This window comes from Brevibacillus ruminantium, assembly GCF_023746555.1.
GTDB lineage: Bacteria > Bacillota > Bacilli > Brevibacillales > Brevibacillaceae > Brevibacillus > Brevibacillus ruminantium.
This window is the reverse complement of sequence record NZ_CP098755.1, coordinates 5,105,696-5,129,982: the sequence shown is the minus strand read 5'-3', so window position 1 is coordinate 5,129,982 and position 24,287 is coordinate 5,105,696. Positions and strand designations below refer to the sequence as shown.

Here is a 24,287-nt window from a genome sequence, read left to right as displayed (position 1 = left end):
CGTGAATTCAGTACGGGAAGAATACGAAGCGTTGATTTTGCGGGAAGACGGCGTGGTTCGGAGCGTCCAAACATGCGAACGAGCCCTGTTCCTGCTGGTGGACGAATTGGTCTACAGGGAGAGCGAAAGCTCCTGCCTGGAGACAGCGGAGGCGATCTGCGAGGCGATCCGGCAGAAAGAAGAAGAATTGCGCAAGCAATGGCACCGGATCAGATGGGAAAAGGCGCGTCTGGCCAGCCAGTTCCCGGACAGACAAGCGAAAGCGGAGGTGAGATGACATTCATCGCTCACTTCCGCTTTTCTTCTTCCCAGCTAAAGACGGTTTTCATGAGTGCCAGCACCAGCGAATGGTCGGCAACGGGACGTTCAGACAGCAGCATGACGATCTTTCCGAGCTCCGTTTCGGGGCCGAGCGGATCGACGGAGTGGAACAGCTGCTCTAAAGGAATGCCGAGACTGCGGGCGATCTTGGAGAGACTTTCAATCGTCAGGTTCTTCTCTCCCCGCTCGATCTGGCCGACATAGTTCGTGTGCAGGCCGGAACGTTCGCCGAGCTGTTCCTGGCTTAGGCCCTTGTCCATACGAAGAGTGCGAATCCGCTCGCCCAATCTCTTCGCCAGTTGTTTGGTGTTCGCTTCCATTCAACCCCACCTCACCACAAGCGTACAGGAGGCAGTTTGGTAGTAACACACACTATAGATGTTAGTTGACTATCAGATAACACCTATAGGATAATATAGGAAGATTCTACTAAATCCGACTCATTCTTTTACTTTTTGACAGACAAAAGGCACTAAAAATGGCGGAAGTTCGACATGAAGGGGGGAAACACAGAGATGCGAAGCGCGAAATTCCTAGAAGAAAATCCGTTGACGGATAATGTGCTCGATTTTGAAGAAGTGCTAGGGTTTGTCATTATGGCTTCTACCAATCTTGGCATAGAAAAAAACCATGCGGATCATCTTGTGAAAGAAATGGCGTTGGTGGCGGAAGCGGCCTCTGCCCTGATTGCCGAAGAAACGTACATCGATCCAGCCTTCAAAAAAGACGGACTGATGAGCTTGTCGAAATGGTCGATCGCTAAGGCGAAGCTCAATCAACCCATTGATCGTCGGGAAAAATTCTCTCTCATGGGCGAAGGTCGCTTGAGTGAAGTCATGGTAACGGAGATACAAGCGGTAGGATATATGATGCTGGCAGCCAAGAATCTAAACTTTTTGCATCAACAGATCACGTACCTGGAAATGGAAATGCACTACCTCCTTGTCACGGTAGACCCGGATCAGGCTTACGCTACGTTCCTTGACTTTTTAGAAGAATAAACCAATATGAGGAGAGGAAATCACAATTATGTTTACACTCATTGTCGTGCTTGTCATTGCTTTTATCTTTTTCAGAATCATCCACCGAATTTTTGACATTACTTACTTTGGCGGAAAGGCCCTTTTCACCATGATTCTCGGCTGTCTCGTAGCGGCGTACATGCTCGTGGAATTCCTGTTTTTATGATAAGCTAACTAATCCACTTTCAAATACCAATTGATAGCAGTTGTTCAAAACCAATCGTAAAAGCGAGAGGCATCTTCCCTAACGAAAACGGGAAGGTGCCTTTTCTGTTTGAGGAGGAACGGAACCATGCGGACGATCAAAACCATTCAGGACGTAAGGCTACTGCGGGAAGCGAGAGTGTTTTCCGACGCCTTCGCCGCGTACTTGGAAGAAGAGTTTTTGGCCCTGAAAGAAGCTTTTGACTTCGACGGTTTGGAGGAAGAATTCACGCTCGACATGCACGGCTACATGGTCGTGTTGGAGAAAGGCGACAATCTGCGCGATCTGTCCGTCGTGGGACTGGATCGCAATCAAAACGGTTTGCTGGGATGCCTGCCGGAGTTTGTGGAAAAGGTGGAACGAAACGGCGAGCACTGGTACAAGGTCGTGGTCATCTACACCAACGAGTACGGAATGTCGTTTCTCCTACCGCTTGAATCCGTAGCGGACGATGAGCAGGCCATAGCTTGGCTAGAGGATCAGGTCGAGCGTGATGCCATTTTACTAAACTACTAATGGGAGGAAATCACATGAACGATAAAACCGCAACAAAAGCAGGGCATCAACCTGCCAAACGAGTCAACATCGTCTCGGTAAAGATGGTGCGGGAGTCAAGCCTGCTGTACCCGCAGAGAAGAATTCGCATGGCGAAAGATGCCGTTGGGCTCTTCCGGAAGTTTTTGGAGGAAACGGATCGGGAACAGTTTTTCCTGCTGTGCCTGTCGACCAAAAACGAGCCGGTTGCCATTCACACGGTTTCGGTGGGCTCCCTGGACGCGAGCATCGTACATCCCAGAGAAGTCTTTAAGGCCGCTGTTTTGGCGAACGCCGCTTCCGTCATCGTGGCGCACAACCATCCTTCCGGCGACCCTACGCCGAGCAGGGAAGACATTGAAGTGACACGGAGGCTTCAGGAGGCGGGCGAGCTGCTGGGCATTCCGGTGCTGGATCACATCGTTGTAGGAATGGAAGGCTCATTTTGCAGCCTGAAAGAAAAGGGGTACATGTAAAGATGGTAGAGCGGAAATTGTTTTCTTCAGACAGATACGTGACACGCGGGGTCAATGAAGCTATTCCCTTTGAACTGCAACAGATGTTGTGGAGCATTCTGGAGAAACGGCAGGAACGCGGTGATCAGCTCGATCATCTCCAAATTTTCGAACTCTCCGCCGAGTGGGTGGACGGAGAGCCGTTGCAGAAGGTCTTGAACCGACAGGAGCAGCCTTTCCATGAAGAAGTGTTTTTCGTCGACCATACCGAAAATCTGGCGATCGGCGTAACGGTTTGGATCATTGATTCCGGTACTTACAGTACGGCCTTGCTGCCCGAAGAATATTGAAAGTGGTGACAAGTTGAACATGGGGATCATCTTTGCTGCCTTGCGATAACTCTTGAGCCACAAGATAGAATCGGAAAGGAGGTGCCTGGACTGAATCCAATTCTGAAAGAGATCATCTGGCTCATCGTGAAACTGGTGCTGGAAGGAATGAGTCGCGAGAGGGCCATTACCACAGTGGCAAAAGAAAGAGGACTCGATGCGGAGAAGCTTCGGAGAAAATTTCTGTAGAAATTTAGCAGGGTGACTTGATCATTTGGGCAGGCGACGGTTTGCCCATTTTTTTTTTTTGCTTCCACACGCAGAGGAACAGTCTGATAAAAGTCGACATTCACGACGACTTTTGCATCGACCTGAAAAACGGAGGGATGAAAGATGTTTGAACGACATACTGGAAATTTGCCCCTGACAGAAGCACAAAAGCGAAGTGGTCGGGATTTGATTACGCATGGCATTAGCTGGAGTTCAGTACCCGGACATGCAGATGTAAACGGCGATGATTCGGAAATCGAGTTCGGCTGGGAAGAAGACGGCGAAGTGGAAACAGCGGACGAAATTTCCTCCCGGCACCCGGCTACAGGGCAGCACGGACAGGCTAGTTCGGATCGACCGTTCTCAAAAATCGGCGATTTTCGTTTGCCCGACCATCCATACCCTGGCTTGCGCAAAAGACCGGAATTCGATGAACAGCACAAGAAGCTGACCATTTATGTGGATCGGGAACTGATGGGAACGCTTCACAAGCTGAAAAAACAAAGGTACTTTCGGAGCTACAGCTGGCTGATCACCGAGGCCATCCAGTTTTACCTGCGAGAGAAGCGGGAAGATAACGAAATCAACAAGTAGAAAAGAAAATGTGAAATCTTAGAAAAAGAGGGTTGATAGGAAAGGAAACATCTGCTAGAATAACTACTAAAGTTGAATACCCCACATTGGAAGCCTCTGCTGGAACGGCCACCGAGCCAATTCCGCGTGCAAGCTAACTCAAGTCAGTAAGCCGGACAATAACCGCGTGTGAAGTCCGTATCTAGACGCCAAGCAACAAGGGGAATCTTTGAAAGAGCATTACTTGCTCTAGGTCTATTTGGCCTATTCAAAAAGATTCTTGTTGTTGAAGGGCGTCTTTTTTCTTTGCCAAAAAGCGCCCGAGCATCGGGGGGACAGTTACAAGCTGTCCAATAAGCATTCAACTGAATCCGTTGCACGAAAGGAGGATCAGTTGGCATGTCACTTTCTTCGGTGTAGTGCCCCTGGGCAGGTACCTTGTCGGAGACGCATCAAACGCAGTTGTCTCAAGGGTTCGCGGCGACCGACCCTTGAGACCCTTCCAAAACCGAGAGAAGTAGTTCGGGTTTGAAGAGAAAAGACATAGGTTCTTTTCCGTACACGGTATCGCCGCTAGTATCGCAGGTTCGGAGCTTTGTTTCTGGGTAAGGGTTGTTATCCGTTTTGACTGGCTTGATCAGGATGGAGAATCCTTGGTCTTGTGGCGGGCCGGTTGACGCTCTCAAAATGATGCGGATCACCGCAAATACTTGTAAAGGGGATTCTCAAATGGCAAACCGTATGAATGCACAATCTGAATTGGACTATGTAAGCAATCTATCCATTGAGACGGTTTGGATGGTTTATCCAAACAATGAGGAAGTTGAGCGAAGCTATCCCGAGGGGTTAGACGGGATGTCCACGGCTTTTCACGTCAGACACGATGTTTATTACGAGAAACTGCGCAATGACGACCTTCCCCTGTTCGATGGGACGATACCGTCGGTTCAAGTTTTTGAGTCAGTTGGCGAGCTGGGTACCTCTTTCACCGCCAGGTGGAGTCTGCGGGGAAATGTAGGCTTTCAGACAAAAAGACATCGGGCAAGCTTCCTCAAGAAATTGGAGACAAAAGTCCGTCATCTCATGTGCTTCGATGTGATGGAATGCGACTTTTCCCTGAAAGAAACCATTGGCCAGTTACTTCAACTCTACATTGATGATGTTTTGAAAGAGGAGAACCTGCTCAATCAGCCTGTTACAGACAAAAGATATGATTGGTGGTTGGTTTCTGCGGATGATCCACCTTTACTCACCACTCTATCCTCTCATTAGAACACGAATTTGGTGACTGACGATCAGATCATGGCTGGTCAACACGTTCAATCAAGCTGCACAAAAACAAAGTGAAGGAGCATGTACACATGGAAAACATGATCAATACTGAATTGGATATGGACATCGAAGATATTGAAACTATTGAAGACGTTGAAGAAGTAGCAGAAGTAGAAGAAGTAGCAGAAGTAGAAGAAGTTGCTGATTCCGGCGACGATTTTGATCAGGATGAATCGGATGACGATCATGAAGACGTAGATTTGTCTGATATTACTCCGTCCGTATGCAATCAGCAAGACAGATCGGTCGGAAAAGCAGGAGTAATGTCGATTGTTAATTCCCAAAACGGTATGAGAGTCGCGCTCAGTAAGGAGCTTATGGAGCGGCTTCAGCATCCTAAAACCGTTCAAATCGGATTCGGTGAGGATCGGATCGCCGTTTCAGTGTATCTCGGGGATCAATTTACTTCTTACTCTATGAGAGAAAGCGGTACGAAGCACATTATCTACCGAAGCGAGCTGGTTAAACAAATTACCGATCGTTACGAACTGGACTTTAGCAACCGTACGTCCATTACCTTCTCCGATGTTACTTACAAAGGGCGGGGGAAAAATACGGTCGCCTTCATTCATGTGAAGGAGTAATAGTGCCGCGAGCAGTGGGAGGGGGGCTCCCTCTCCCAGCTATACACAAATTTCTGAGATGAGACAAGGAGGATCAACAAATGAACTTTGATCAATTTCCCAAAACAAACCGCCAAAAAATTAACCGTACCAATGACGTCACGGATTTTGACCTGGATCTGGATACGGATATGGAAGTGGATACAGAGGTCACCGGGGATTCAGACCTCGATGAAGATACTCTCGATTTTGATCAGGAGCCAGCAGAGGTATCCTTACCTGCCCGTGAGGTGGATGACTCGGACGGACAATCCCTGCCGATTCCTGCATCGGTACCGCTGTCTAAAAAGAAAACGAAGTCCAACTGGCCCCATTCATCTGGCGAGTTTCGTTACGGGGAATTTGTGGGGCGTGGCACTGACTTGTTTATATTGAAAAAGGACAAGAGTGGAAAATTGAAGGAAAAGCGGTTTGCAAATTTGGTGTTTATCAAAGAAACCCAACAGAACATTGACGATGGGATGTACCAGATCGTATTACGATATTGGTTTATAGATCAGTGGCATGAGTTGAAGATAAAGAGATCCCAGCTTCAAGTCAACGAATTAACGAAATTACTCGATTATGGTGTGGATGTACCCAACCATAAAGTCCGTCACATTGCAAAATTCTTATCTTTACATGAGGATGCCGCACCATTAAAGAAAGTTCACAAGAAGCTTGGGTGGGCCAAACACGATGGGGCTTTGGTTTATAAACATCAGAAGATGATAGGCTCCAATCTCCCGTATTCCTCTGAATATGTTGATGATCTATCGCTTCAAAAAGGAACGTATGCGGGGTGGAAGCAAGTCATTGAGCAAGAAGTGCTGGGATATATCCCCCTCGAATTTGCGCTAGTTTGCGGTTTTGCTTCCCCTCTGATTTCTCTCATTGCCCGGTTCATCGATATCGAGGTGCTAATGTTTCATATCTTTGGCGATTCTAGTCAAGGGAAGACGTCTGCTTTGCGGGTCTTTATCTCTCCGTTTGCCCTTCCTTCCAAACAGGAAGGGGGGCTCATCCTCCAATGGCACGGCACATTAAACGGGTTGGTTGCCCAGATTAAGGAAAAGCATGGTATACCTATCACATTAGACGAAGCATCCATGAATCGAATGAATAACTTCACTGAATTTTTGTATCTTTTGGCCGAGGGACGCGAGAAAGCACGGATGACCAAAGAGGTTGAGGAGCGTAAACGTGAATCTTGGAGCGGCATCGTGTTTTCGACTGCGGAACACTCGCTGAAAGCTAAATCGAACCAAAATGCCGGGCTTTCGGTTCGGTTACAGGAAATCGGGAATATAAAGTGGACAACTTCCCCAGATAATGCAAAAAAAATCAAAGAAGGACTGTTTGAACACTACGGTCATGCAGGACCCAGGTTTGTTGAATATCTTCTACGTAAAGGCAAGGACGACATCATTGAACGATGGAAGAAATGGTCGACGATTTGCTGCGAAAAAATGGAATACAAAGACGGCTTGTCGGCACGTATCGCAGACCGATTTGCGCTCATCCTCGCTACGGCTGAATTGATGAATGAATTGTTTGATTTTCAGGTAAACATCGACGGCATTCTGGCGTTCTTGCTGAAAATGGATCAGGAGAATATCGAAAGTCGTGATCTCGGCGAGCGGGCGTACCAGTATCTGAAGCAAAAGGTCGTTGAATATCAGGCGCATTTTATCATGGATGGGGCTCCCCCCAGTCGAGATTGCATGGGGAGAATTACTCGTCATCCTGGCAAAGGGGTCGAAGTCGAGATTATGAAAGAGCCATTTCGCAGGCTAATTCATGAAGGTGGATTCGACGACAGTTCTGTGGTGCTTCAAAGCATGAAAGCAAAAGGTTATATGGATCACGAAGAAAAAAAGCTGACAAGAAAACGGAAAATTGAACCCGATAAACCACGCATCGATGTACACATTTTCTTGTTTGACGATTCTTTGCTGGAGATGCTGAAAAGGGAACCACTCCCCTCCTCATTTGTTACCAGCAAAACGAAGCCAGTCGGTAAACGACGTTTGGATGATGCCGAGGATTACACAGAGGTAAATGTGGCGGATCTGGATTAACTGGAGCCATGTCGGGACGCGTCCCACTACCCTGACCCGTCCGGTGACGTGCAGGTTTGATGTCTTCCAAGGGTTTTGTTTCCCTGACCCACTCGACCCACCTTGTTTGCGAGTGTCATTGAAAAAAAGATCCCAAAGCACGTTCTCGTTCGGTTTGGAAAGATCCCGTACCTGTAAAGATCCCACAAGATGAGCGAGACAGCCTTGGGCGGTTGGTTTCCAGCGGAAAAAAACAGATTGGAAAAGAGCATTTCACTTCAGACAAAATTTGCAAAAAAATGTATGTTTATCTGAAAAAAAGATTGGGTCTCCTGGGTCGCGGGTTGTCTTTCCTTGACAGGCAAGGCTTTCGCCGCGACCCAGAGTGGGTCGATGGGGTGGGTCGCGTCCCACAAAAAACGTCTTGAAATCTTTTACAGTTAGATATTATTCCTATGAAGAATATAAAGGGAGAGTGACATGATGTACCTGTTTACTGAAGTCGTCCAGAAATTTCTCCAGCACATGCAAGCGATTGAGCGGAGTCCTGAAACAATCAGTGGCTACTCCAAAGATTTAGAGATGTTTACTCGTTTTATGGAAAAAAGGTACAACGGGGCTTTTTACATCGAGGAGGTGAAGGTTAGTGACTTGGAGTCGTTCCTGGAGCAATTGCAAAAGCAAGGGCAAGCACCAGCTAGCCGTTCAAGAAGATTGTACACGCTTCGTTCATTCTTTGACTATGCCTACAAGAAGGAGTTTGTGAAGCGGAATATAGCGCTTTCTGTGGAACCGCCAAAGTTACAGCAAAAGGAGCGGACGCATCTGTCTGAATCCGAAGTCATGCAACTGGTCGATGCGATTGAACACCCGCTTATCAAACTTGTAGTCTTGACCTTGTACTACACAGGGCTGCGTATTTCTGAATGTCTGAATTTGACGTTAGACACAGTAGATTTAGACGAGAAGAGGATTCGTGTCATTGCGGGAAAAGGGAACAAGGATCGTACCGTTCCGATCTCGGACAAGCTACTTCCCTTATTGGTCGAATATGTTAAAAAGCAGCGGCCAAAGGTATCGTCCAATTACTTCTTTGCCACAGGCAAGACGGGAATGCTTTCTCCGGTATATGTGAACAGGGTGCTTGGCGAAACTGTTACCAAACTGAAGTGGAAAAAGAAAGTGACGGCACACATCCTGCGACATAGCTTTGCCAGCCAACTGGTGAAGAAGGAAGTGAACCTGGTCAAAATCCAGAAGCTGTTGGGGCATTCATCATTGAAAGTGACCAGTATTTATACGCACAGCAACATTGAGGAACTGTGCGAAGCAGTTAATGTATTGTAGGTAAGCCTGCTAGACGGGGCCCTCAGCCCCGTCCTTTTTTCCAGCATGTAATTTTCACTATATAATAAGGAAAGGATGCGTGTTGCATGTCATTACCAGAGGATAAAAAACCAGTTTACGACGAACGAGTGAACGCAATCTTGCGTGGATTGGCGGAAGGAAAGTCCAGGGATGAATTGGCCGCAGAGTTCGGGTACAAAAACTACAAGTCACTGGACATTTACATGAGGCGCAAAAACTTTATTTGGGATAGGGTCAAACAGACGTACGTCCCAGAGTTTAGTCGTGTGGATGTAAAGTCAATCCATTCAGCGATTGCTTCGTCACCGAAGGTAGCTAGTGTACTTTCCTTCTTTGAGAAGGAAGGTGCTGATCCAGTGGTAATCGCAAAGCAACTGGGCTTTTCTGACCATCGGGAAATGGCGGACTACATGAAGGGTAAAGGGTACGAGTGGTCGACGGATAAGAAAAATTATGTTCAAAAGATTGGGCTCATTGAAGAAACTGGTGTCATTAATCGCGGACAAACAATGGTCGTATCAGGGGAAGCTGGGACTGGAGTTGAACCACCGATGGGTGTATCTAGTTACGATCAGGATGCCGGGGAAGTGGATTTCACTCGTTTTCTTCCACTTCTTGAGTTGATGGAGAGAAACAAGGAAAAGCTGTTTCGATTAATCCTGCCCGGCCCTAATGGAGCAAAGCTACCAAGATACATGGTTCCTGGGATACTTACGTCAAAAACGATTCACGTACCAAATACGTTGGACAATCTGGTCAAGGAGTATGCGAAGGAGAAAAACATCAATCAACGCGACGTTTTTGAAGTGGCTTTGATTGACTTCTTTCGACGGTACGGGTACGAGCGGGAGATTGACACGCTACTAGGGGAAAGGTGAGGACTGTGGGAAGCGGCAGCGCTGTTCGAAGAGGTTCGAGGTTGCCGTTTTCTTTTTTTCTTCGAGCGTGAGGCGAAAAACAACGAGTGGGAGATGCTCTACAAAAAACGAGCAACATGGGACTTGTTGGCCAAGACAACGAGCAAACCCCTTGGGTTGCTTGGGGAGCGCCTCTCTTTTTGTGAAAATGGGGTGGAAAACTGTCTTTGGGAAATGGTTGATTCCACTTTCTCGTGGTTTCCTTTCTTTTGCAACTTGGTGACTCCATTTTCTATCGTTCTACAAATGGTTGTGCAACACGTTTTGCAAAATCCTTGAGCCGCTTGAGGTTTGTTTCTGAAAATTCCGCCAAATTTCCAGGTTGGGGTTGTGCTATTACGAAAACGAAAGTTCAAGTGAAATTTAACAAAGCGGTTGATTCCGTTAAAGGTGAAAACTTCACTATTGCTGGTGCTGTAGTTGAATCAGCTAAGTTGGCTGAGGATAAGAAAACAGTTGAGTTAGCGGTAACCGGCTTGAAATACGAAACGGAATATACTGTTGTTGCCACAGACGTATTAGTTGATGGAAAAACAGTAGATCCTGTAGAAGCTAAATTCAAAACCCCTGCCATAACAGACCTTTACGAATTGGAGTTGGAAACAAACGCTAAAGGTGATTCAATTCTGGCAGACGGCCTCGACAACCTGATTATTACCGCAAAGCTTAAAGACAAAGTTACCGGTGAAGTGGATAAAAATGCTGATAATGTACTGATTGCATTCAGTACCACTCGTGGTAACCTGGCGAATGATCGTGTAACCGTACAAGATGGAATCGCTCAAGTAGCGTTGACTTCCGAGCCTTCCGATTACGATGTTGTCGCCAAAGTAGATGCACAAATCATTGAGGCATCTGGTGACTACAAGGATCTGATTGGTAAAGTAGTTGGAACGAAGAATGTACACTTTAAACTGGATCTTAGTGATGTAGACCAAGACTCACTTCCAGTTTTGCTCAATGTTACTTCTACTTCTGCTGATCGTGTAATAGCGTATTTCGATAAAGAAGTGACTGTTGCGGACTTTCTTGAATATGACAAAGCTAAAGACTTAGTCAAAGTCGAAGATGGAATTGCTGTGAAAAAAGAAAACGTAGATTTTAAAGTATCCCAAGATAACTTTAAAACTACAAAGAAAGTACTTGGCTTAAAAGTGTCGGATAAAAATCCAAAAGCGATCGAAATTATCCTTACAAAAGACGAGTACTTGGAGGATAACAAGGAAGTACAACTTGAGGTATCACATCTCAAAACTAGCACTGGGGATAAGGTAATCCAGAAAAGCTTCGTGTTAGTGGATACTCGTAAGCCTGAGGCTACGTTTGTGGAAGCAGAAAACTTAAACACTGTAGTTGTTAAATTCTCCAAACCGATTCATGACGCAAAATATGCAATTGATGGTCGATTAGTAGCCATTAAATCTGCAGGTTTTGGCGACTTTGACCCTGCAACACGTTCTGATAAGCGCCATATCTTGACAGTTAAGACAGACGGCTTTATGTCGCCAGGACTTCACTCTATTCAGCTTTCTGCAATCAAGGATTTTGCTGGTATAACAGACCCGAATAACATCTCTGCTAACCAGTCGTTGAACTTTACAGTTTATGCAGATGAAACAGTACCAACTGCAAAAGTATCTGTGGAATCTCCAGAACAATTCCGGGTTAATTTCAACAAGGCGATTGTAGGTCTGGAAAAAGTTGAAGGACAAGAAAAACCCGAAGTAGTAGATAAACTCTCTGATAAACAGGTTCAATTCCAAGTTCTGAACAAAAACGGAAACTGGGTAACGATCAAGTCCGGGGATGATGACGAATTCTTAAATGAGAAATACCCTGGCAAAGATAAAGACGGTAATCAAATTTTACCGGAGCTTGAAATCCACAAAATAACCGCTTCTGAGTATGTATTTGAGTTAAAAGCAGACTGGACTAGAAGCTACGATACAGAAGTAACCAAAAAGAACTACTACAATGATCAGTATCGTCTGTTTATTCCTGCTGGAAGTATTCTGTATGAGGGTAATGGAAAGACAAACGAGGAGATTAGCTTACTCCTGAATGATCCTATTATGAAAGCTCCTGATACTAAGAGTCCAGAGATTAAAGGTATCAAGCAAGTTGGTAAAGATGTCTTCCACGTCGAGATGAGTAAACCGGTTAAATTGGGACCAGATATTGATGGAGAACCCAATACACCACCACAAGGCAAAGAGACACCTATTCCTACTGCTGAATTCGTCGGTAAAAACAAAGATGGTGAGTATGTCACCATCAGAGGTATTATTGACGGTTACGCCACAGACGATCATAAGGACACAGTGATCATTGCAAAAGTAGATAAGAATCAGGGTAAATCCATTCAAGAAGTTGTTGACGAAGGTGGAGATGTGAATTGGGAGATCATCGTCCGCTCAATCTCGGATGATGTCGGTAATACTGCCGCTACGTTGACACAAAAATTCAAAGTTACACCAAGTGAAGCTGTTGAAGAAAACTTCCGAGTTGCAACCAATGGTATCAAGGGTTACCTGAATGAAGCTCAAGACGATACAATTGAGATTGTATTTACATCAGAGGTAAAAACCACTGGTACCGTCGGTAATGCTTTGAGTCCTTCAAACTATACTGTAAACGGGGTTACATTACCAAAAGATACCCTCATTACGTTTACTGAAGCTGGCAAAAAGGATCCAGACAAACGAAAAATTACAATTCACCTGCCGGACGGAACACTCTCGGCAAAATACAGCAATGTAATTACATTGTCCAAATACCTTGAGTCAAATAAAGGACTTAAGTTGTCGGGTGATTATAGCTTCACCTTCTATGTAGAAGAAAAAATTGCAACTAATGCCTTAGATGCAATTAACAGCGGAACCTACACAGCTGCTGATTTAACTAAAGCGGGTGTATCCAAAGTTGATGAAACGAAATTCGCTGATTACAAAGCGGCAATTGATGCCGCTAGGGCTGAAAAAGGGAAAGCTTTGACACTGGCAGAAGTTCAGGCTGAGGTTGACAAGGTAAACACTCCTGCGGTAGATCCAGCAGAAGAAGCACTGAAAGCAATCAACAGCGGAACTTACACTGCTAAAGATCTGAAAGATGCTGGTGTAAATAATGTCGAAGATGCAAAATTCGATGATTACAAAACAGCTATCGATGCAGCAAAAGCAGCTAAAAAAGATGATCTGACACTGGCAGAAGTTCAGGCTGAGGTTGATAAGGTAAACATCCCGGCACCAACTAATAAAGTGCCAGAAGCTAAACAAGACATCGACCAAGAAGCAACAGTAGGAACTGATTTGGAGCTTACTGTAGATGTTCTTGCTACAGATGAAGATGGAGACACTCTTAGCTTCGTTGCAGATTCCTCTTCCTCCAATGCTGAAGATGTAGCTACTGTAAAGATTGAAAACGGCAAATTGGTTATCACTCCTGTAAAAGCTGGAGAAGCTACCATCTCTGTGAAAGTTACCGATGGTAAGGAAGAAGTTACTGTAAGCTTTAAAGTGACTGTTGAAAATGCAGCAACTAATAAAGTGCCAGAAGCTAAACAAGACATCGACCAAGACGCAACAGTAGGAACTGATTTGGAGCTTACTGTAGATAATCTTGCTACAGATGAAGATGGAGACACTCTTAGCTTCGTTGCAGATTCCTCTTCCTCCGATGCTGAAGATGTAGCTACTGTAAAGATTGAAAACGGCAAATTGGTTATCACTCCTGTAAAAGCTGGAGAAGCTACCATCTCTGTGAAAGTTACCGATGGTAAGGAAGATGTTACTGTAAGCTTTAAAGTTACCGTTCAATAACTACGAAACGTCACTTCATAAACTCATCTGAGTGAAAGAAGTGGAGAAGGCCCCCAGGCAAGCATACCCTGCTACGTCCAGGGGGCTTTTCTCTAACTGTCTTGTCAAATCGATTGGTGTAATCCCAATCCGCGATAACAGCCAAGCAATCGCGTGCCTAATCCTCCTGCACGCCAGCGGTCCTAATCAACCAACGGCGTGAAGTCAGGTGAAGTCGTACTTGCGTAAAAGCAAGGCGGGGCTCTTTAAAAGCTGGCTATGGTCAGGCGACGAATCCATGTTGACCCAATACGAGGTAGCTGTTGTCAGGTAAGAAGCGCTAGGGGTTTGGCAACAGCCGGTGTACGTGAGATCGTACAGACGAAACGGGAACAATTCAGGCTGTTAAACCTGTTTTTCTCGTATTGTATAGTGGAGACCTACGGTCAGCAAAAGAAGGGATAGACAAGGCGGAACGTTTGAAGTCTTATCAGAAGAGGTGGGTTAGCACCAGAGAGGCTGATAAGATGGCGGCGGGTTCGTAGTAGTGATGATGGCTTGCCGTTCGTACCCGTAGTGGCAACACAGGCGGGGAGGAGAAAACTGGCCGGAGCGAAGGGACCCAGTCAGCGGATAAGAGGATACGAGAACTTACAATGGGCGTTGTAACTTCTCAATTTCACAGTTTGATTCTAACAAAGTAAGACTGCAGAAGATCATCACTTCTGCAGTCTTTTTTATCACTTATTCCTCACCCTGTACTTTTCATTTGGTTAAGACAACAGCTGATGTTTTAGTGAATGAACAAATGCCTTTTATTCACCTGCTGTATAATTAAAAAAAACCGCCGGTTTGGCGGTATCGCATCATCTTATGAACTTCCCAACAACGTCTCAATCTCTCTTTCATACCCATACCGTCGAAAAAACTCAATTAAAGCGACGGCAAAGATATCCCGCTGACTAATATTCTTCTCCTTGCTGTACTCTCTCACCAGGGAGTCCAGCGTATTGGTCATATGTACGGATTTGGTGACAAAGATTCCCGGCACCGCATAGCGAGGCACTTTGCCGCTCTCTGAGCCGGGTACGATGAGATCGACCAGTTTATCCCGGTTTCGATCCAACATCTCCAGCAGAGGTAAAAACCGTTCAAGCTGAGCTGCATCCATTCTAGCCATTCGAGAGGGTGTAGAAGCTGCAAAAGCCTCCTCCAGCTCGTCCTTTGCATATACAGGGTCTGCAGTGTCTGTAGAGGGTTCCTCGAGTTCATTGATCTGTCCGTAAACGCGAAAGTAATTGCCCTTCTCCGATGACCACTGATAGCCTTTCGCCTTCATGTACGTAGCAAGTTCACGGTGGTCACTGAAGCCAAGACGCTTTGCGATTGTTCTTGCATCGGCACCTTCTTTTTGAAACAAAGAAATAATGGTCGCTACTTTGGACGAAGTCATTTCAGCGTATTCGAGGTCTTGCTTTTCCAGACGACTATGTGCAGGAATGTAGGTCTTTTTTTCACGGTCCCATTTGAAATTCTTACGTTTCATGTAAATGTCCAGCGTCTTGTAATTCTTGTGGCCGAGCTCTTTCGCAAGATCATCCCTGGTTTTTCCCTCAACCAGGCCGCGAAGAATATTCTTTACACGATCGTCGTAAACAGGTTTTTGAGCGGAAAACGAAGTCATTTCTATACACCTCTAACATATTTGCAGATCGGCTAGTGTAGCATTTAAAGTGTATCAATTGCCTCGCTGAGTTGATCCAGATCCGTGTGAGTGTAAATACTGGTAACATTAAGAGAAGAGTGGCCCAGCAGCTTTTGGATCTGCACGAGATTTACATCATTTTTGACCAGTTGGCTGGCAAAGCTGTGGCGCAAAATGTGTGCGGTCACTTTCTTTTTCCAGCCCAGTTTGGTTACCGCTTGCGTGATAATACGATTCACATAGACCGGTGACAACATCCCTGTCTTTTTCGTGCAAAAAAATAGTGGAGATTCCGTATCCGGACGATGGTACCGGATGTAATCATCCATCAAAGGGACAAGTCTTTTGGAGATCGGGATTAGCCGATCCTTGTTTCCCTTCCCCGCCACCACGTGAATCACACGATTCTTCAAGTCAACATTGTCCAATGTAAGATTCAGACACTCGGAGATACGCAGTCCCGTCATGTATAAGACTATGACCACCAAACGTATTAAATGATGATCAATCGTTTTTATTAAAAGCTCCACTTCTTCTTCCGTCAGATAGGTTCTTTCTTTCTGCTGCACCTTGATTTTTTCTACAGAAAGCGCCACATTTCTGCTTACCAGCTCCTTATTGTACGCGTACGTAAAAAAAGAGCGCAACGTATGCAGATTTCTCCCCCTGCTGGCTGGAGCGTAATTTCTTTTCTCTTTGAGATACATGAGGTATTCCTCTATATCGTAGGCAGTAATTTCATCGAGGTAGGATTCGCAGTTATACTTGGACTCCAGAAAACGGGTAAACAAAAAAAGATCTTTTCGATAGCCGGTTATCGTTTCCTGGCTGCGCTCTAATGAGGACAAGTATTGTATAAAATTATGGATTGCATTCATTAGTAGCATTCGATATCTGCCCACCTTTAATAACGAAGCTTGCTCCATGATCTGTATATATAGTTCTAGTACATATTTTTACCAATTTTATTAAGCGCAAAACCAAAAGATTGATACAGCCTGGGTAAAATTAATGGGTACTTAATCATGTCATGATTGAGTAGTTGGTACCAGGTAATTCATGTCGATATCAACATTTAAAATGATGTAGAAAAAAATCATATATATTAAATTATACCAGATATTGTACAAAACTACCATGTTGTGATCAAACTTACCTAGGATTATGTAACCAGAACTTTTAAGTCTAAATTCCTGTTATCATTCGTTTAGAAAACTGCTTTACTTTCTACATTTGTGTGCAAAAATCTCTTGCCTGGGTTCTTTCGGCAAGCTCAGTTAAAAAAAGAGCCTACCTCATTTGAGGTAGACCCTATCAGCAAACGTTAGATGTAATTAAGAACATCTCTTACTTCTTTCACTCAGATGAGCGAATGGAAGTAACGTTTTATTGACGAGTAGTAATATTGATTGGATCAGCGATCACTACTGCGGAACCATTGGCATCTACAAGGCCTGCAATAGCAGCGATTTCTGTAGCAGCGGCAAGTTCAGTTCCGGGTTTTACGGTAATTGTTAATGTTTTACCATCTTGAGATTTTTCAATATCAGCAACTGGAACAGCTACTGTAGCACCACCGTCGATGGTAAGATCAACATTATCAAGGCCTTCAATGCTAACAGCTTCAGTAAAGGTAAGGACGAGTGTTCCGTTTACAGCAGGGGTGCCAGGTACCAAAACATCGCCTACGTTAATTGCCGGACGTGCATCATCTTCTGTTGCGATTACTGCCGGTACTAGTACATCGCCTACTTTGATTTCTGTTTGCACATCATCTTCTGTCGCGATTACCGCTGGAGTGGTTACTTCTCCAGTGTCAGGATCTTTGACTTCCTCTACTAATACATCGCCTACGTTAATCGCTGGACGTGCATCAGCTTCTGTTGCGATTACTGCCGGTACCAATTCATCGCCTGCTTTGATTTCTGTTTGCACATCAGCTTCTGTTGCAAGTACTGGCAGTACTGCATCAACCGGTACTGCAGTGAAGATTGCAGTGCTAAGCAGGGTATCAACTGGATCTGTAGGTTCAGTTGGCTCAGTTGGTTCAGTTACCAAGTCAGGGTCAACTTCTACGTTAAAGACAAACGCTTTACCACCGTTAATGTCTGCAATGGTAACAATTACCTGGCTGTTAGATGCAATATATTCTACATTAGCAATCATACCAGCGTTAAAGATTTCTTTACCATCTTTGTCATTTCCAGCTGTTACGTTAGCTGCAATGAAAGCCGCAGTAAGGTCATCTGCATTTTTAACTTTCAAAACAGTAGCATCGTCTTTCAGTGTCAGCGTATTGATTTGTTCGGTAGTATTTTTAACAGTTACATCAAAGGCCGCATAAGTAGTTACTTTTTGACCTTCTTCTTTTACGAGGGAGATTGTTGCAGTACCTGTTGCAACAGCTTTTACTTTACCATCAGCATCTACTGTTGCAACCTTTTCGTTGGAGGATTTGAATTTCAAACCGTTCGCAACGATTGCTGCTGTTACATCGTCTTGAGAAACCTTCACTCCGTCAACAAACCCATTAACAGTAAGAGTCAAAGTTGCTGGGGCTTCTTCTGTTGTGCCTTTCAAATCAAGTTCTGATTTAGCCGATGTTAACGCAAATTTATCAATTTTCGTTGCATCAACTTCTACACCTTGAAGATTAAGAGTGCCGATTACTTTGTCGCCTTTATTTACTTCAATTGTGTAGTTTCCAGATTTCGACAAAGTAAAGGTGACAGTACCTTTTTCACCAGCAGCAATGCTTAATGCTTGGGCTTCGCCAACTGCATTACCCTCTGCATCCTTCAAGGTATAGGTCAGAGCTTGATTCGAGCGAAGTGCTGCTCCGTATTGGTCTACGAGAGAGATCTCGAGGCTGTTTTCAACACCGGTTTGCACCTTCGTTGTTTCTCCAGACTCCACTACTGCAGGAGCTTGAGCAGCTTTTACTTCAAGCTCATAAGTTACTTTTTCTTTAATGCCTGCAAATTCCACTTCAAGTGTAACTTTACCTTCTTTACGTGGAACCAATTTTTTCGTGGTGGTATCATAGTAAGCAACAGTTACATCACTGGAAACAATGTTTTTAACTGCTGGAGCATCTACTCCTTCTGTTTCTCCAAAAGCATTTTCAGCTTTTGTTGCTTGAACAGATACATTTGTTTCACCTAATGTGATGTAGTTAACCGGGAAAGCTTCGTCGCCTACGGCTAAGCCAAGCTCCAAAACTTTCACAGGGGTGTTTGTTGCCAAAGCAGTAACTTCTGACCACTCAGAAGCTGCAACTTTTTCGCCATCTTTCGAAATGGTTACTTGATATTCAAACTTACCATTGAAAGGTGCTTTCGAAGCATCAACAATACCTGTTGATTTGTTAAGATCGGAAGCATTTACTGTATATGCAAAAGCTACTGTATAACCAGCTTCTTCAAGTTGTTTAACAGTAACAGGTTTACCTTCATTAATTGCAACAGCAAGTTGTTGATCACTTGCTTGTTTAATTGTACTGGTAATAGCACAAACCTTTACTCGAATTTCAAATCGTCTGTGAATTTAAAAACTCCAATAATATCAAAGGAAATTCCGACTGATGTTGATTATTCATTTGTAGAAAAAAGGAATGCAGAAGCAATTTTTTCATAAGGAATGTAAAAACAAGTAATTTACAAGTGAGGAAAACCTTATGATTATCGTGATAATATTTGAGCTAGTATCAAAACTATCAATGATATAGGCAATGTTAAAGCGTTTCTTACCTTCAATTTTTTCAACAGATATATGTTGAATAATTTCTACTATAAAAAATACACTCCCAAAACGACCGGAGATGTTCCCAAAGAGGAACATTATCGGTTTTTAAGGAGTGTATTTTTGATTCATGGAGTTATCTACTTAATTAAATTTTGTAAGTGTAAATATCATAAGTATCGTCTTCGTTATAGTTACGGAAATGAGCCTCGGCACCGAGATAATACGTTGTACCAGCTTGTACAGTAACATCAAAATACCTTACTGGGCTATCAAATGTGATTTCCGCAACTTTTCCCAATCCGTCACCGTGTAGTCTCAAACTGTACCGTTGGAAAGAGGAGTGGGAAAAATAGAAGCGATATGTTTCGGTTTTTGTAGGTGTGAATGTAAACCAGTCTGCTGAATCCCCTCGCGGAAATGAACCGGTAATTTGGTTTCCATCGCCAATGATAAAAACATTCGCTTCCGCTCTTGTATCGTTAGGTTCCCTATCTTTGAAAATTGCCATAGGTGTAATTACACTATGTGCGGATTGCGCTGCAGAAGTTGAAGCTGCAATGTTAGAAGTTTCTTTTGCAGAAGCCCCTACTGCAATACTAGAAGCTAACATCATGCTGAGAAGGCTAAAAACTACTCTTTTCATAATTAGTTACCTCCTAATTTTTGGTATATAATTTTTTTACCATATTTCGTGAAAAATGTAAACTTATATTATTTTGAAAAATTTTAATTGCTTGAATCAACTATTGATTAAACACTTATCAATGTATCCAAACGGGCGTGTTGCAAAATTGTTAGACCCATATATGACTAATTTTATGACTTACCACTGCAATAGGACCAATGAAGCTAAGCTGTGAAATTGATACAATGAAACTAGTTGTTGTGAACGGTAGAGATTTTGAGAAACAACAATAAGCTCTGACACCACTAACCCTCAAGATCAGACGAAAGAGACACTTGAACAAACGAGCAATTGATTCTGAGAGGAGGGAAAACCATGCTGGTTCTATCTGCAAAAGTACATATCCCTGCCAAGCGGATGCGGCTGATAGAACGAGAACGTCTTGCACTCCTCCTCGATCAAGGCCGCGGTTGCAAACTGACGGTCGTCACCGCGCCGGCCGGCTATGGAAAATCGACAGCACTTGGTGCCTGGGCTGCGCTTCAAAAGCATGTAGCCTGGGTGAACCTGGAAAAATCAGAGAATGACCTTCACCGTTTCTGGGCTTATGTACTGGCGTCGATCCGTGCAGCTTGCCCTTTTCTTCGCGAACCGTCCCAGGATCTGCTCACGGCTTGGAACGTGAATACGATAGAGGGCTGGATCGGTGAGCTGATTGAGCTTGTTTCGGGCATAGAGGAAGAAATCATTCTCGTCTTAGATGATTACCATGTGATTACCGATAAAAGGATTCATGAGTCGCTGGAAGCGTGGCTGAGCGGCTTGCCGGGGCATGTGCATCTCTACATCTCCGGGCGGGCGGAACCGCCGCTCAAGCTTCCTCGTTTGCGGATGAGCGGTCAGCTTCATCTAGTGGGCCTTAAGGACTTGCGTTTTACACGGGAAGAGGGGGAGCGGTTTTTTCGCGATTCAGTTGAAATGCCGCTGACTTCCCGTGAGATCGATGCCATTCTTGATCAAACAGAGGGCTGGATCGGCGGCATGACGCTCGTCGCCCTTTCTTGGCAAAATCGGAGTCATCCAGTTGGGGTGCCTGCGCAATTTTCCGGACGCCATCGCGATGTGAGTGATTACCTGATCGCCGAGGTGCTGGACCAGCAGCCCGCAGATGTGCAAAGCTTTTTGCTCCACACCTCGATATGCAACCGCCTGTCCGCCCCTTTTTGCGATGCTTTGACCGAAATCGACGAGGGGCAACGGATGCTGGAGGAGCTGGATCGCTCCCAGTTGTTTCTTCTCTCATTGGACGATCAGCGGAGGTGGTATCGCTACCACCGTCTTTTTCAGGACTTTTTGCAGGCACAGCTGCAGATTAGGTATCCCGATCGGGTCGCGAGGCTGCACCTTGAGGCCGGGAAGTGGCTAGAGCAGAACGACTATCTCGAAGAGGCCGTCGAGCATTATCTCCAGGCTGAGCAGTTCGGGGATGCTATGCGCCTCATCCAGCAGCTTCAGGACAAGCTGTCTCCGTCGCTGTTGGAATCCATGAGGGGCTGGTTGTTAAGAATACCGGGAGAGTTGCTGAGAGAGAGCCCCGAATTGGAGATGTCTTGCATTGTATTGCTGCTGTGCTCGGGGCGGTTGGAGGAAGCGGAAAAACGCTTGGAGCGAGTGGGAGCCTCCCTGCATGATGCTGAAGAAGGGGGACTAGGTGACGACCGGGAGCTTGATGACGACGGGGAACTGGTTGACAACAGAGAACCCGATGACTACCGGAGGCTGAGCGAACGGCAGCAGTGCTGGCAGGGGCGTTATCACACCGCCCGTATGATACTGGCGTATGAACGAAAGGATTATGAGGAGATGCTCCACTACGGTGAACGCAGCGCAGAGGCGAGTTCCAGTAAAAGCGGTGACTTGCTGTCGATGCTTCTGAAGCCATTGGACCCGGGGCTGGTAGGGAGGCAATTTCTTGCGCAGATCGGCAGCCTGCGCGTGGCCGAACAGGTCATTTCAGCCGCGATCCGGCTCTGGGAAGAAAAGAACCACGATGATTTCACGGCGGTTTCTTACGGAAGCTACAGCGCGCTCCTATACGAATGGAACAGACTGGACGAGGCAGAGTTTTGGCTGGAAAGGGCATTGGAGATCGGGAGCGGTGAAAAGGTCTCGGCATTATCCATGCTGTTGCTAAAGGCGCGTATCCTGCAGGTGCGCCAAGCCTACACGGAGGCCGTCGAGCTTTTAACGGACGGAATGGCCCGATTGGATCATTGGGGGCAAAGCGAGAGTCAGCTGCGTATAGCGGCCGAGCTGTCGAGGATTTCTCTTGCCCAAGGCGATGTGTCATCGGCGGTCAGATGTATGGAAGAGAGCGGCTTGGAGGTAGCGTTGGACCCGCTGGTACCCGCCTATATGCAGGAATACGCTGTGCTGGCGAAAATCTGGCTCGCCCAAAAGCGATTTGACGAGGCGAAGTTCCTGTTGAATCGATTGCATCGTGTGGCCCAGGCCCATGACCGCCCGCTGGATGAAGTGAGGATTTTGGTGCTGAAAAGTATTGTTTACGCGCAGAGTGGACAGCAGCAGATGGCGATGCTGAAACTGGGTAAGGCGCTTAAAATGGCCGAGGAGGATGAATGTATTCGCACATTTGCCGACGAGGGTCCCATGCTCTTAGAATTATTGTCTGCATATGAGACGATGCGCCCACACAGCATTCTGCTCGGGGAACTGTCGCGGGTTTCGCTGGATTATGTGAAAAAGCTGCTGTGCTGCATGCGGAGCGAACTGGGATTGCCGGAGATGTCCCAGGCTTTGCTGACCGCGCAGGAATTACGCATCCTGCAGCTCATTGAGAGCAAGCTGACGAACAAGGAGATTGCCGGAACGTTGAGCGTCAGCGTGACCACCGTCAAGACTCATACGAACAACATCTACCGCAAGCTGGATGTGAAAAGCCGTTTCGAGGCTGTGCATCGCGGTACCGAGCTAGGGTTGCTATAATGCGGATTCAAAAAAGGTCCCTGTATCCAGGAAACAGATACAGGGACTTTCTGCGCGCACCTATGGCGGGCATCAGGAGCGCGATCAAGGATTACTTCAGCTGTTGCTCGGCCAGATCGCCCACGAACGGTAGCTTGAAGTACTCGCCTTGATAAGCCTTGTACATCAGCACAACCCACAGAATCAGGGTGATGGGGCCGATCAGCAGACTGATGAACCAACCGATGATCGGCAGGAAGCCTAAAATCAGATTAAGAATGAACAATGCCCCGAAAACGAAGGTAGACTGCATGGCATGAAACCGTACAAAGCGGTTTTCTTTCTCAATCACGAGGAAAACGATCCCCGTCACAAATCCAACGAGATAGCAGAGCAGTCCGGCAATATTCGACATGAGTCCGGTTGACGTGGTGACCGGTTTTTCCCGCATGTCCTTATTCTTTTGATCCATTCCTTTGTTCCTCCTCGCCTTTTCCTATAGGATATTCGACATCTGCTCTGGTAGTTCTGGTTGATATCCAAAATTCAGAATCACATTCCAAGTACGCCAGAATTTGTCAGGGTGGTCACATAGATTATCTTACCAAAGATGGGAAAAGAGAAAAAGAAAAATCAAAACCTGCTATATATTCAAAAATGTAGTATTGTTACATATTTTGTTTCGTTTTTAAATTTTACTAAAAATAAATAAGGGATTTCCTTATGTTTGTCGATATAAAAATTATCGGCTTCTTTTTGATAAGAATAGAGACGGAGGGAATATCATGAAGCGATTGATTTCAACCAGTATGATTTTGACCTTGTTGGCTGTTGCGCCACTTGCGGGTGTGCATGCTGTTGAACAAGGGAAAGACGTAGGAAAAGTAAAAAGCGAACTGAGAGGCGACAGCAAGGACAAGGAAAAAGAGAAGGCAGATAAAGAAAAAGAGAAGCAAAAAGAAAAGGAAGAGAAAGAAAAAGAAAAAGAAAAAGAAAAGGCTGAGAAAGAAAAGGAAAAAGCCGAGAAAGAGAAGGAAAAAGCAGAAAAAGAAGCGGAGAAGGCGAAAGAAAAGGCCGAAAAAGAAGCGGAAAAAGCGAAAGAGGAAGCCGAAAAGACGGCAGAGAAGGCTGAGAAAGAAAAGAAGAAAGCCGAAGAAAACGCAAAGAAAGAAATGGAGAAGCTCCAGAAAGAACTGGAAAAGGCTTTGGAAGACGCGCAGAAGGAAGCCAAAAAGACTGGGAAACTGGTTGATCCGGCTCAAATCAATTCCCAGGTAAAGCTGGACTATGAAGCCAAAAAAGCAGCGATTCAACAGGCCGTTCAAACGAAAAAAGAGCTGATTGATCTTCGTGTGCAACTGAAAAAAAACACCAGCCGTTACCGAAGAAGTTCGGGCCAAATACGAAGAGCTGACCAAGCGACTGGAAGAGATCTCTGAGCTG

At 45.4% G+C, this 24,287-nt stretch carries 21 protein-coding genes; 15 read left to right on the top strand and 6 right to left on the bottom strand.

The genetic code is table 11. The features are described from left to right. Nucleotide 1: 1 nt before the first annotated feature. Complete coding sequence (locus tag NDK47_RS25245; RefSeq protein ID WP_251872460.1) at nucleotides 2-277, top strand: hypothetical protein; 276 nt, start codon at nucleotides 2-4, stop codon at nucleotides 275-277. A 10-nt stretch (nucleotides 278-287) separates the two neighbouring features. Here the strand turns inward: NDK47_RS25245 and NDK47_RS25240 are convergent, their stop codons facing one another. Next, nucleotides 288-641 carry a helix-turn-helix domain-containing protein gene (locus tag NDK47_RS25240; RefSeq protein ID WP_007778552.1) on the bottom strand — a complete coding sequence of 118 codons (354 nt, stop codon included), beginning with the start codon at nucleotides 639-641 and terminating at the stop codon, nucleotides 288-290. A gap of 195 nt (nucleotides 642-836) precedes the next feature. On the opposite strand from NDK47_RS25240, the gene NDK47_RS25235 reads away from it, so the two are divergent. The 12 genes from NDK47_RS25235 (at nucleotide 837) to NDK47_RS25180 (ending at nucleotide 13,806) form a co-directional block, all read left to right on the top strand. Beyond that, entirely contained in the window at nucleotides 837-1,322 is a 486-nt protein-coding gene (locus NDK47_RS25235) for a hypothetical protein (protein WP_005834967.1), read from the top strand. 28 nt (nucleotides 1,323-1,350) lie between these two features. Further along, the gene (locus NDK47_RS25230) at nucleotides 1,351-1,509 is read left to right on the top strand and encodes a hypothetical protein (RefSeq protein ID WP_023555253.1); all 159 of its coding nucleotides are present in this window, start codon (nucleotides 1,351-1,353) and stop codon (nucleotides 1,507-1,509) included. Nucleotides 1,510-1,635: 126 nt separating this feature from the next. After that, on the top strand, nucleotides 1,636-2,064 hold the full coding sequence (locus NDK47_RS25225) for a hypothetical protein (protein WP_007778561.1): 429 nt from the start codon (nucleotides 1,636-1,638) through the stop codon (nucleotides 2,062-2,064). A 14-nt stretch (nucleotides 2,065-2,078) separates the two neighbouring features. Then, a complete protein-coding gene (locus NDK47_RS25220; RefSeq protein ID WP_023555254.1) occupies nucleotides 2,079-2,558 on the top strand; it encodes a JAB domain-containing protein in 480 nt (159 codons plus the stop codon). A gap of 2 nt (nucleotides 2,559-2,560) precedes the next feature. Next, nucleotides 2,561-2,887: a DUF960 family protein gene (locus tag NDK47_RS25215; protein WP_251872459.1), complete on the top strand. Its 327-nt coding sequence runs from the start codon at nucleotides 2,561-2,563 to the stop codon at nucleotides 2,885-2,887. 372 nt (nucleotides 2,888-3,259) lie between these two features. Next, nucleotides 3,260-3,730, top strand: coding sequence for a ribbon-helix-helix domain-containing protein (locus NDK47_RS25210; RefSeq protein ID WP_251872458.1), 471 nt, complete (start codon nucleotides 3,260-3,262; stop codon nucleotides 3,728-3,730). 708 nt (nucleotides 3,731-4,438) lie between these two features. After that, nucleotides 4,439-4,981, top strand: a complete 543-nt coding sequence (locus NDK47_RS25205; RefSeq protein WP_251872457.1) for a hypothetical protein — start codon at nucleotides 4,439-4,441, stop codon at nucleotides 4,979-4,981. A gap of 89 nt (nucleotides 4,982-5,070) precedes the next feature. Then, complete coding sequence (locus tag NDK47_RS25200; protein ID WP_251872456.1) at nucleotides 5,071-5,625, top strand: hypothetical protein; 555 nt, start codon at nucleotides 5,071-5,073, stop codon at nucleotides 5,623-5,625. A 170-nt stretch (nucleotides 5,626-5,795) separates the two neighbouring features. Continuing rightward, nucleotides 5,796-7,724 carry a DUF927 domain-containing protein gene (locus tag NDK47_RS25195; protein ID WP_251872455.1) on the top strand — a complete coding sequence of 643 codons (1,929 nt, stop codon included), beginning with the start codon at nucleotides 5,796-5,798 and terminating at the stop codon, nucleotides 7,722-7,724. A 459-nt stretch (nucleotides 7,725-8,183) separates the two neighbouring features. Then, nucleotides 8,184-9,050 carry a tyrosine-type recombinase/integrase gene (locus tag NDK47_RS25190; protein WP_039971691.1) on the top strand — a complete coding sequence of 289 codons (867 nt, stop codon included), beginning with the start codon at nucleotides 8,184-8,186 and terminating at the stop codon, nucleotides 9,048-9,050. 86 nt (nucleotides 9,051-9,136) lie between these two features. Beyond that, complete coding sequence (locus NDK47_RS25185) at nucleotides 9,137-9,949, top strand: hypothetical protein (RefSeq protein ID WP_005834985.1); 813 nt, start codon at nucleotides 9,137-9,139, stop codon at nucleotides 9,947-9,949. 248 nt (nucleotides 9,950-10,197) lie between these two features. Further along, nucleotides 10,198-13,806, top strand: coding sequence for an Ig-like domain-containing protein (locus NDK47_RS25180; protein ID WP_251872454.1), 3,609 nt, complete (start codon nucleotides 10,198-10,200; stop codon nucleotides 13,804-13,806). An 850-nt stretch (nucleotides 13,807-14,656) separates the two neighbouring features. Here NDK47_RS25180 and NDK47_RS25175 read toward each other — a convergent pair. The 4 genes from NDK47_RS25175 to NDK47_RS25160 form a co-directional block, all read right to left on the bottom strand. Beyond that, a complete protein-coding gene (locus tag NDK47_RS25175; protein WP_251872453.1) occupies nucleotides 14,657-15,469 on the bottom strand; it encodes a hypothetical protein in 813 nt (270 codons plus the stop codon). A gap of 44 nt (nucleotides 15,470-15,513) precedes the next feature. Beyond that, nucleotides 15,514-16,377, bottom strand: coding sequence for a tyrosine-type recombinase/integrase (locus NDK47_RS25170; RefSeq protein ID WP_251872452.1), 864 nt, complete (start codon nucleotides 16,375-16,377; stop codon nucleotides 15,514-15,516). A 499-nt stretch (nucleotides 16,378-16,876) separates the two neighbouring features. Next, a complete protein-coding gene (locus NDK47_RS25165) occupies nucleotides 16,877-18,736 on the bottom strand; it encodes an Ig-like domain-containing protein (protein ID WP_251872451.1) in 1,860 nt (619 codons plus the stop codon). Nucleotides 18,737-19,379: 643 nt separating this feature from the next. Then, entirely contained in the window at nucleotides 19,380-19,877 is a 498-nt protein-coding gene (locus NDK47_RS25160; protein ID WP_251872450.1) for a hypothetical protein, read from the bottom strand. Between the two features lie 357 nt (nucleotides 19,878-20,234). Between NDK47_RS25160 and NDK47_RS25155 the strand changes: the two genes are divergently transcribed. After that, nucleotides 20,235-22,865 (top strand): winged helix-turn-helix domain-containing protein, encoded by a 2,631-nt coding sequence (locus NDK47_RS25155; protein ID WP_251872449.1) that lies wholly within the window; start codon nucleotides 20,235-20,237, stop codon nucleotides 22,863-22,865. A gap of 91 nt (nucleotides 22,866-22,956) precedes the next feature. Here the strand turns inward: NDK47_RS25155 and NDK47_RS25150 are convergent, their stop codons facing one another. Beyond that, nucleotides 22,957-23,316, bottom strand: coding sequence for a DUF4870 domain-containing protein (locus NDK47_RS25150; RefSeq protein WP_251872448.1), 360 nt, complete (start codon nucleotides 23,314-23,316; stop codon nucleotides 22,957-22,959). 313 nt (nucleotides 23,317-23,629) lie between these two features. Between NDK47_RS25150 and NDK47_RS25145 the strand changes: the two genes are divergently transcribed. Beyond that, nucleotides 23,630-24,283 carry a hypothetical protein gene (locus tag NDK47_RS25145; protein ID WP_251872447.1) on the top strand — a complete coding sequence of 218 codons (654 nt, stop codon included), beginning with the start codon at nucleotides 23,630-23,632 and terminating at the stop codon, nucleotides 24,281-24,283. The last annotated feature ends 4 nt before the right edge of the window (nucleotides 24,284-24,287 follow it).

Excerpts from the sequence above, each read along its gene's own strand:
- NDK47_RS25240 (WP_007778552.1), bottom strand. The coding sequence starts at position 641 with ATGGAAGCGAACACCAAACAACTGGCGAAGAGATTGGGCGAGCGGATT.
- NDK47_RS25235 (WP_005834967.1), top strand. The coding sequence starts at position 837 with ATGCGAAGCGCGAAATTCCTAGAAGAAAATCCGTTGACGGATAATGTG.
- NDK47_RS25230 (WP_023555253.1), top strand. The coding sequence starts at position 1,351 with ATGTTTACACTCATTGTCGTGCTTGTCATTGCTTTTATCTTTTTCAGA.
- NDK47_RS25225 (WP_007778561.1), top strand. The coding sequence starts at position 1,636 with ATGCGGACGATCAAAACCATTCAGGACGTAAGGCTACTGCGGGAAGCG.
- NDK47_RS25220 (WP_023555254.1), top strand. The coding sequence starts at position 2,079 with ATGAACGATAAAACCGCAACAAAAGCAGGGCATCAACCTGCCAAACGA.
- NDK47_RS25215 (WP_251872459.1), top strand. The coding sequence starts at position 2,561 with ATGGTAGAGCGGAAATTGTTTTCTTCAGACAGATACGTGACACGCGGG.
- NDK47_RS25210 (WP_251872458.1), top strand. The coding sequence starts at position 3,260 with ATGTTTGAACGACATACTGGAAATTTGCCCCTGACAGAAGCACAAAAG.
- NDK47_RS25205 (WP_251872457.1), top strand. The coding sequence starts at position 4,439 with ATGGCAAACCGTATGAATGCACAATCTGAATTGGACTATGTAAGCAAT.
- NDK47_RS25200 (WP_251872456.1), top strand. The coding sequence starts at position 5,071 with ATGGAAAACATGATCAATACTGAATTGGATATGGACATCGAAGATATT.
- NDK47_RS25195 (WP_251872455.1), top strand. The coding sequence starts at position 5,796 with ATGGAAGTGGATACAGAGGTCACCGGGGATTCAGACCTCGATGAAGAT.
- NDK47_RS25190 (WP_039971691.1), top strand. The coding sequence starts at position 8,184 with ATGATGTACCTGTTTACTGAAGTCGTCCAGAAATTTCTCCAGCACATG.
- NDK47_RS25185 (WP_005834985.1), top strand. The coding sequence starts at position 9,137 with ATGTCATTACCAGAGGATAAAAAACCAGTTTACGACGAACGAGTGAAC.
- NDK47_RS25175 (WP_251872453.1), bottom strand. The coding sequence starts at position 15,469 with ATGACTTCGTTTTCCGCTCAAAAACCTGTTTACGACGATCGTGTAAAG.
- NDK47_RS25170 (WP_251872452.1), bottom strand. The coding sequence starts at position 16,377 with ATGCTACTAATGAATGCAATCCATAATTTTATACAATACTTGTCCTCA.
- NDK47_RS25160 (WP_251872450.1), bottom strand. The coding sequence starts at position 19,877 with ATGAAAAGAGTAGTTTTTAGCCTTCTCAGCATGATGTTAGCTTCTAGT.
- NDK47_RS25155 (WP_251872449.1), top strand. The coding sequence starts at position 20,235 with ATGCTGGTTCTATCTGCAAAAGTACATATCCCTGCCAAGCGGATGCGG.
- NDK47_RS25150 (WP_251872448.1), bottom strand. The coding sequence starts at position 23,316 with ATGGATCAAAAGAATAAGGACATGCGGGAAAAACCGGTCACCACGTCA.
- NDK47_RS25145 (WP_251872447.1), top strand. The coding sequence starts at position 23,630 with ATGAAGCGATTGATTTCAACCAGTATGATTTTGACCTTGTTGGCTGTT.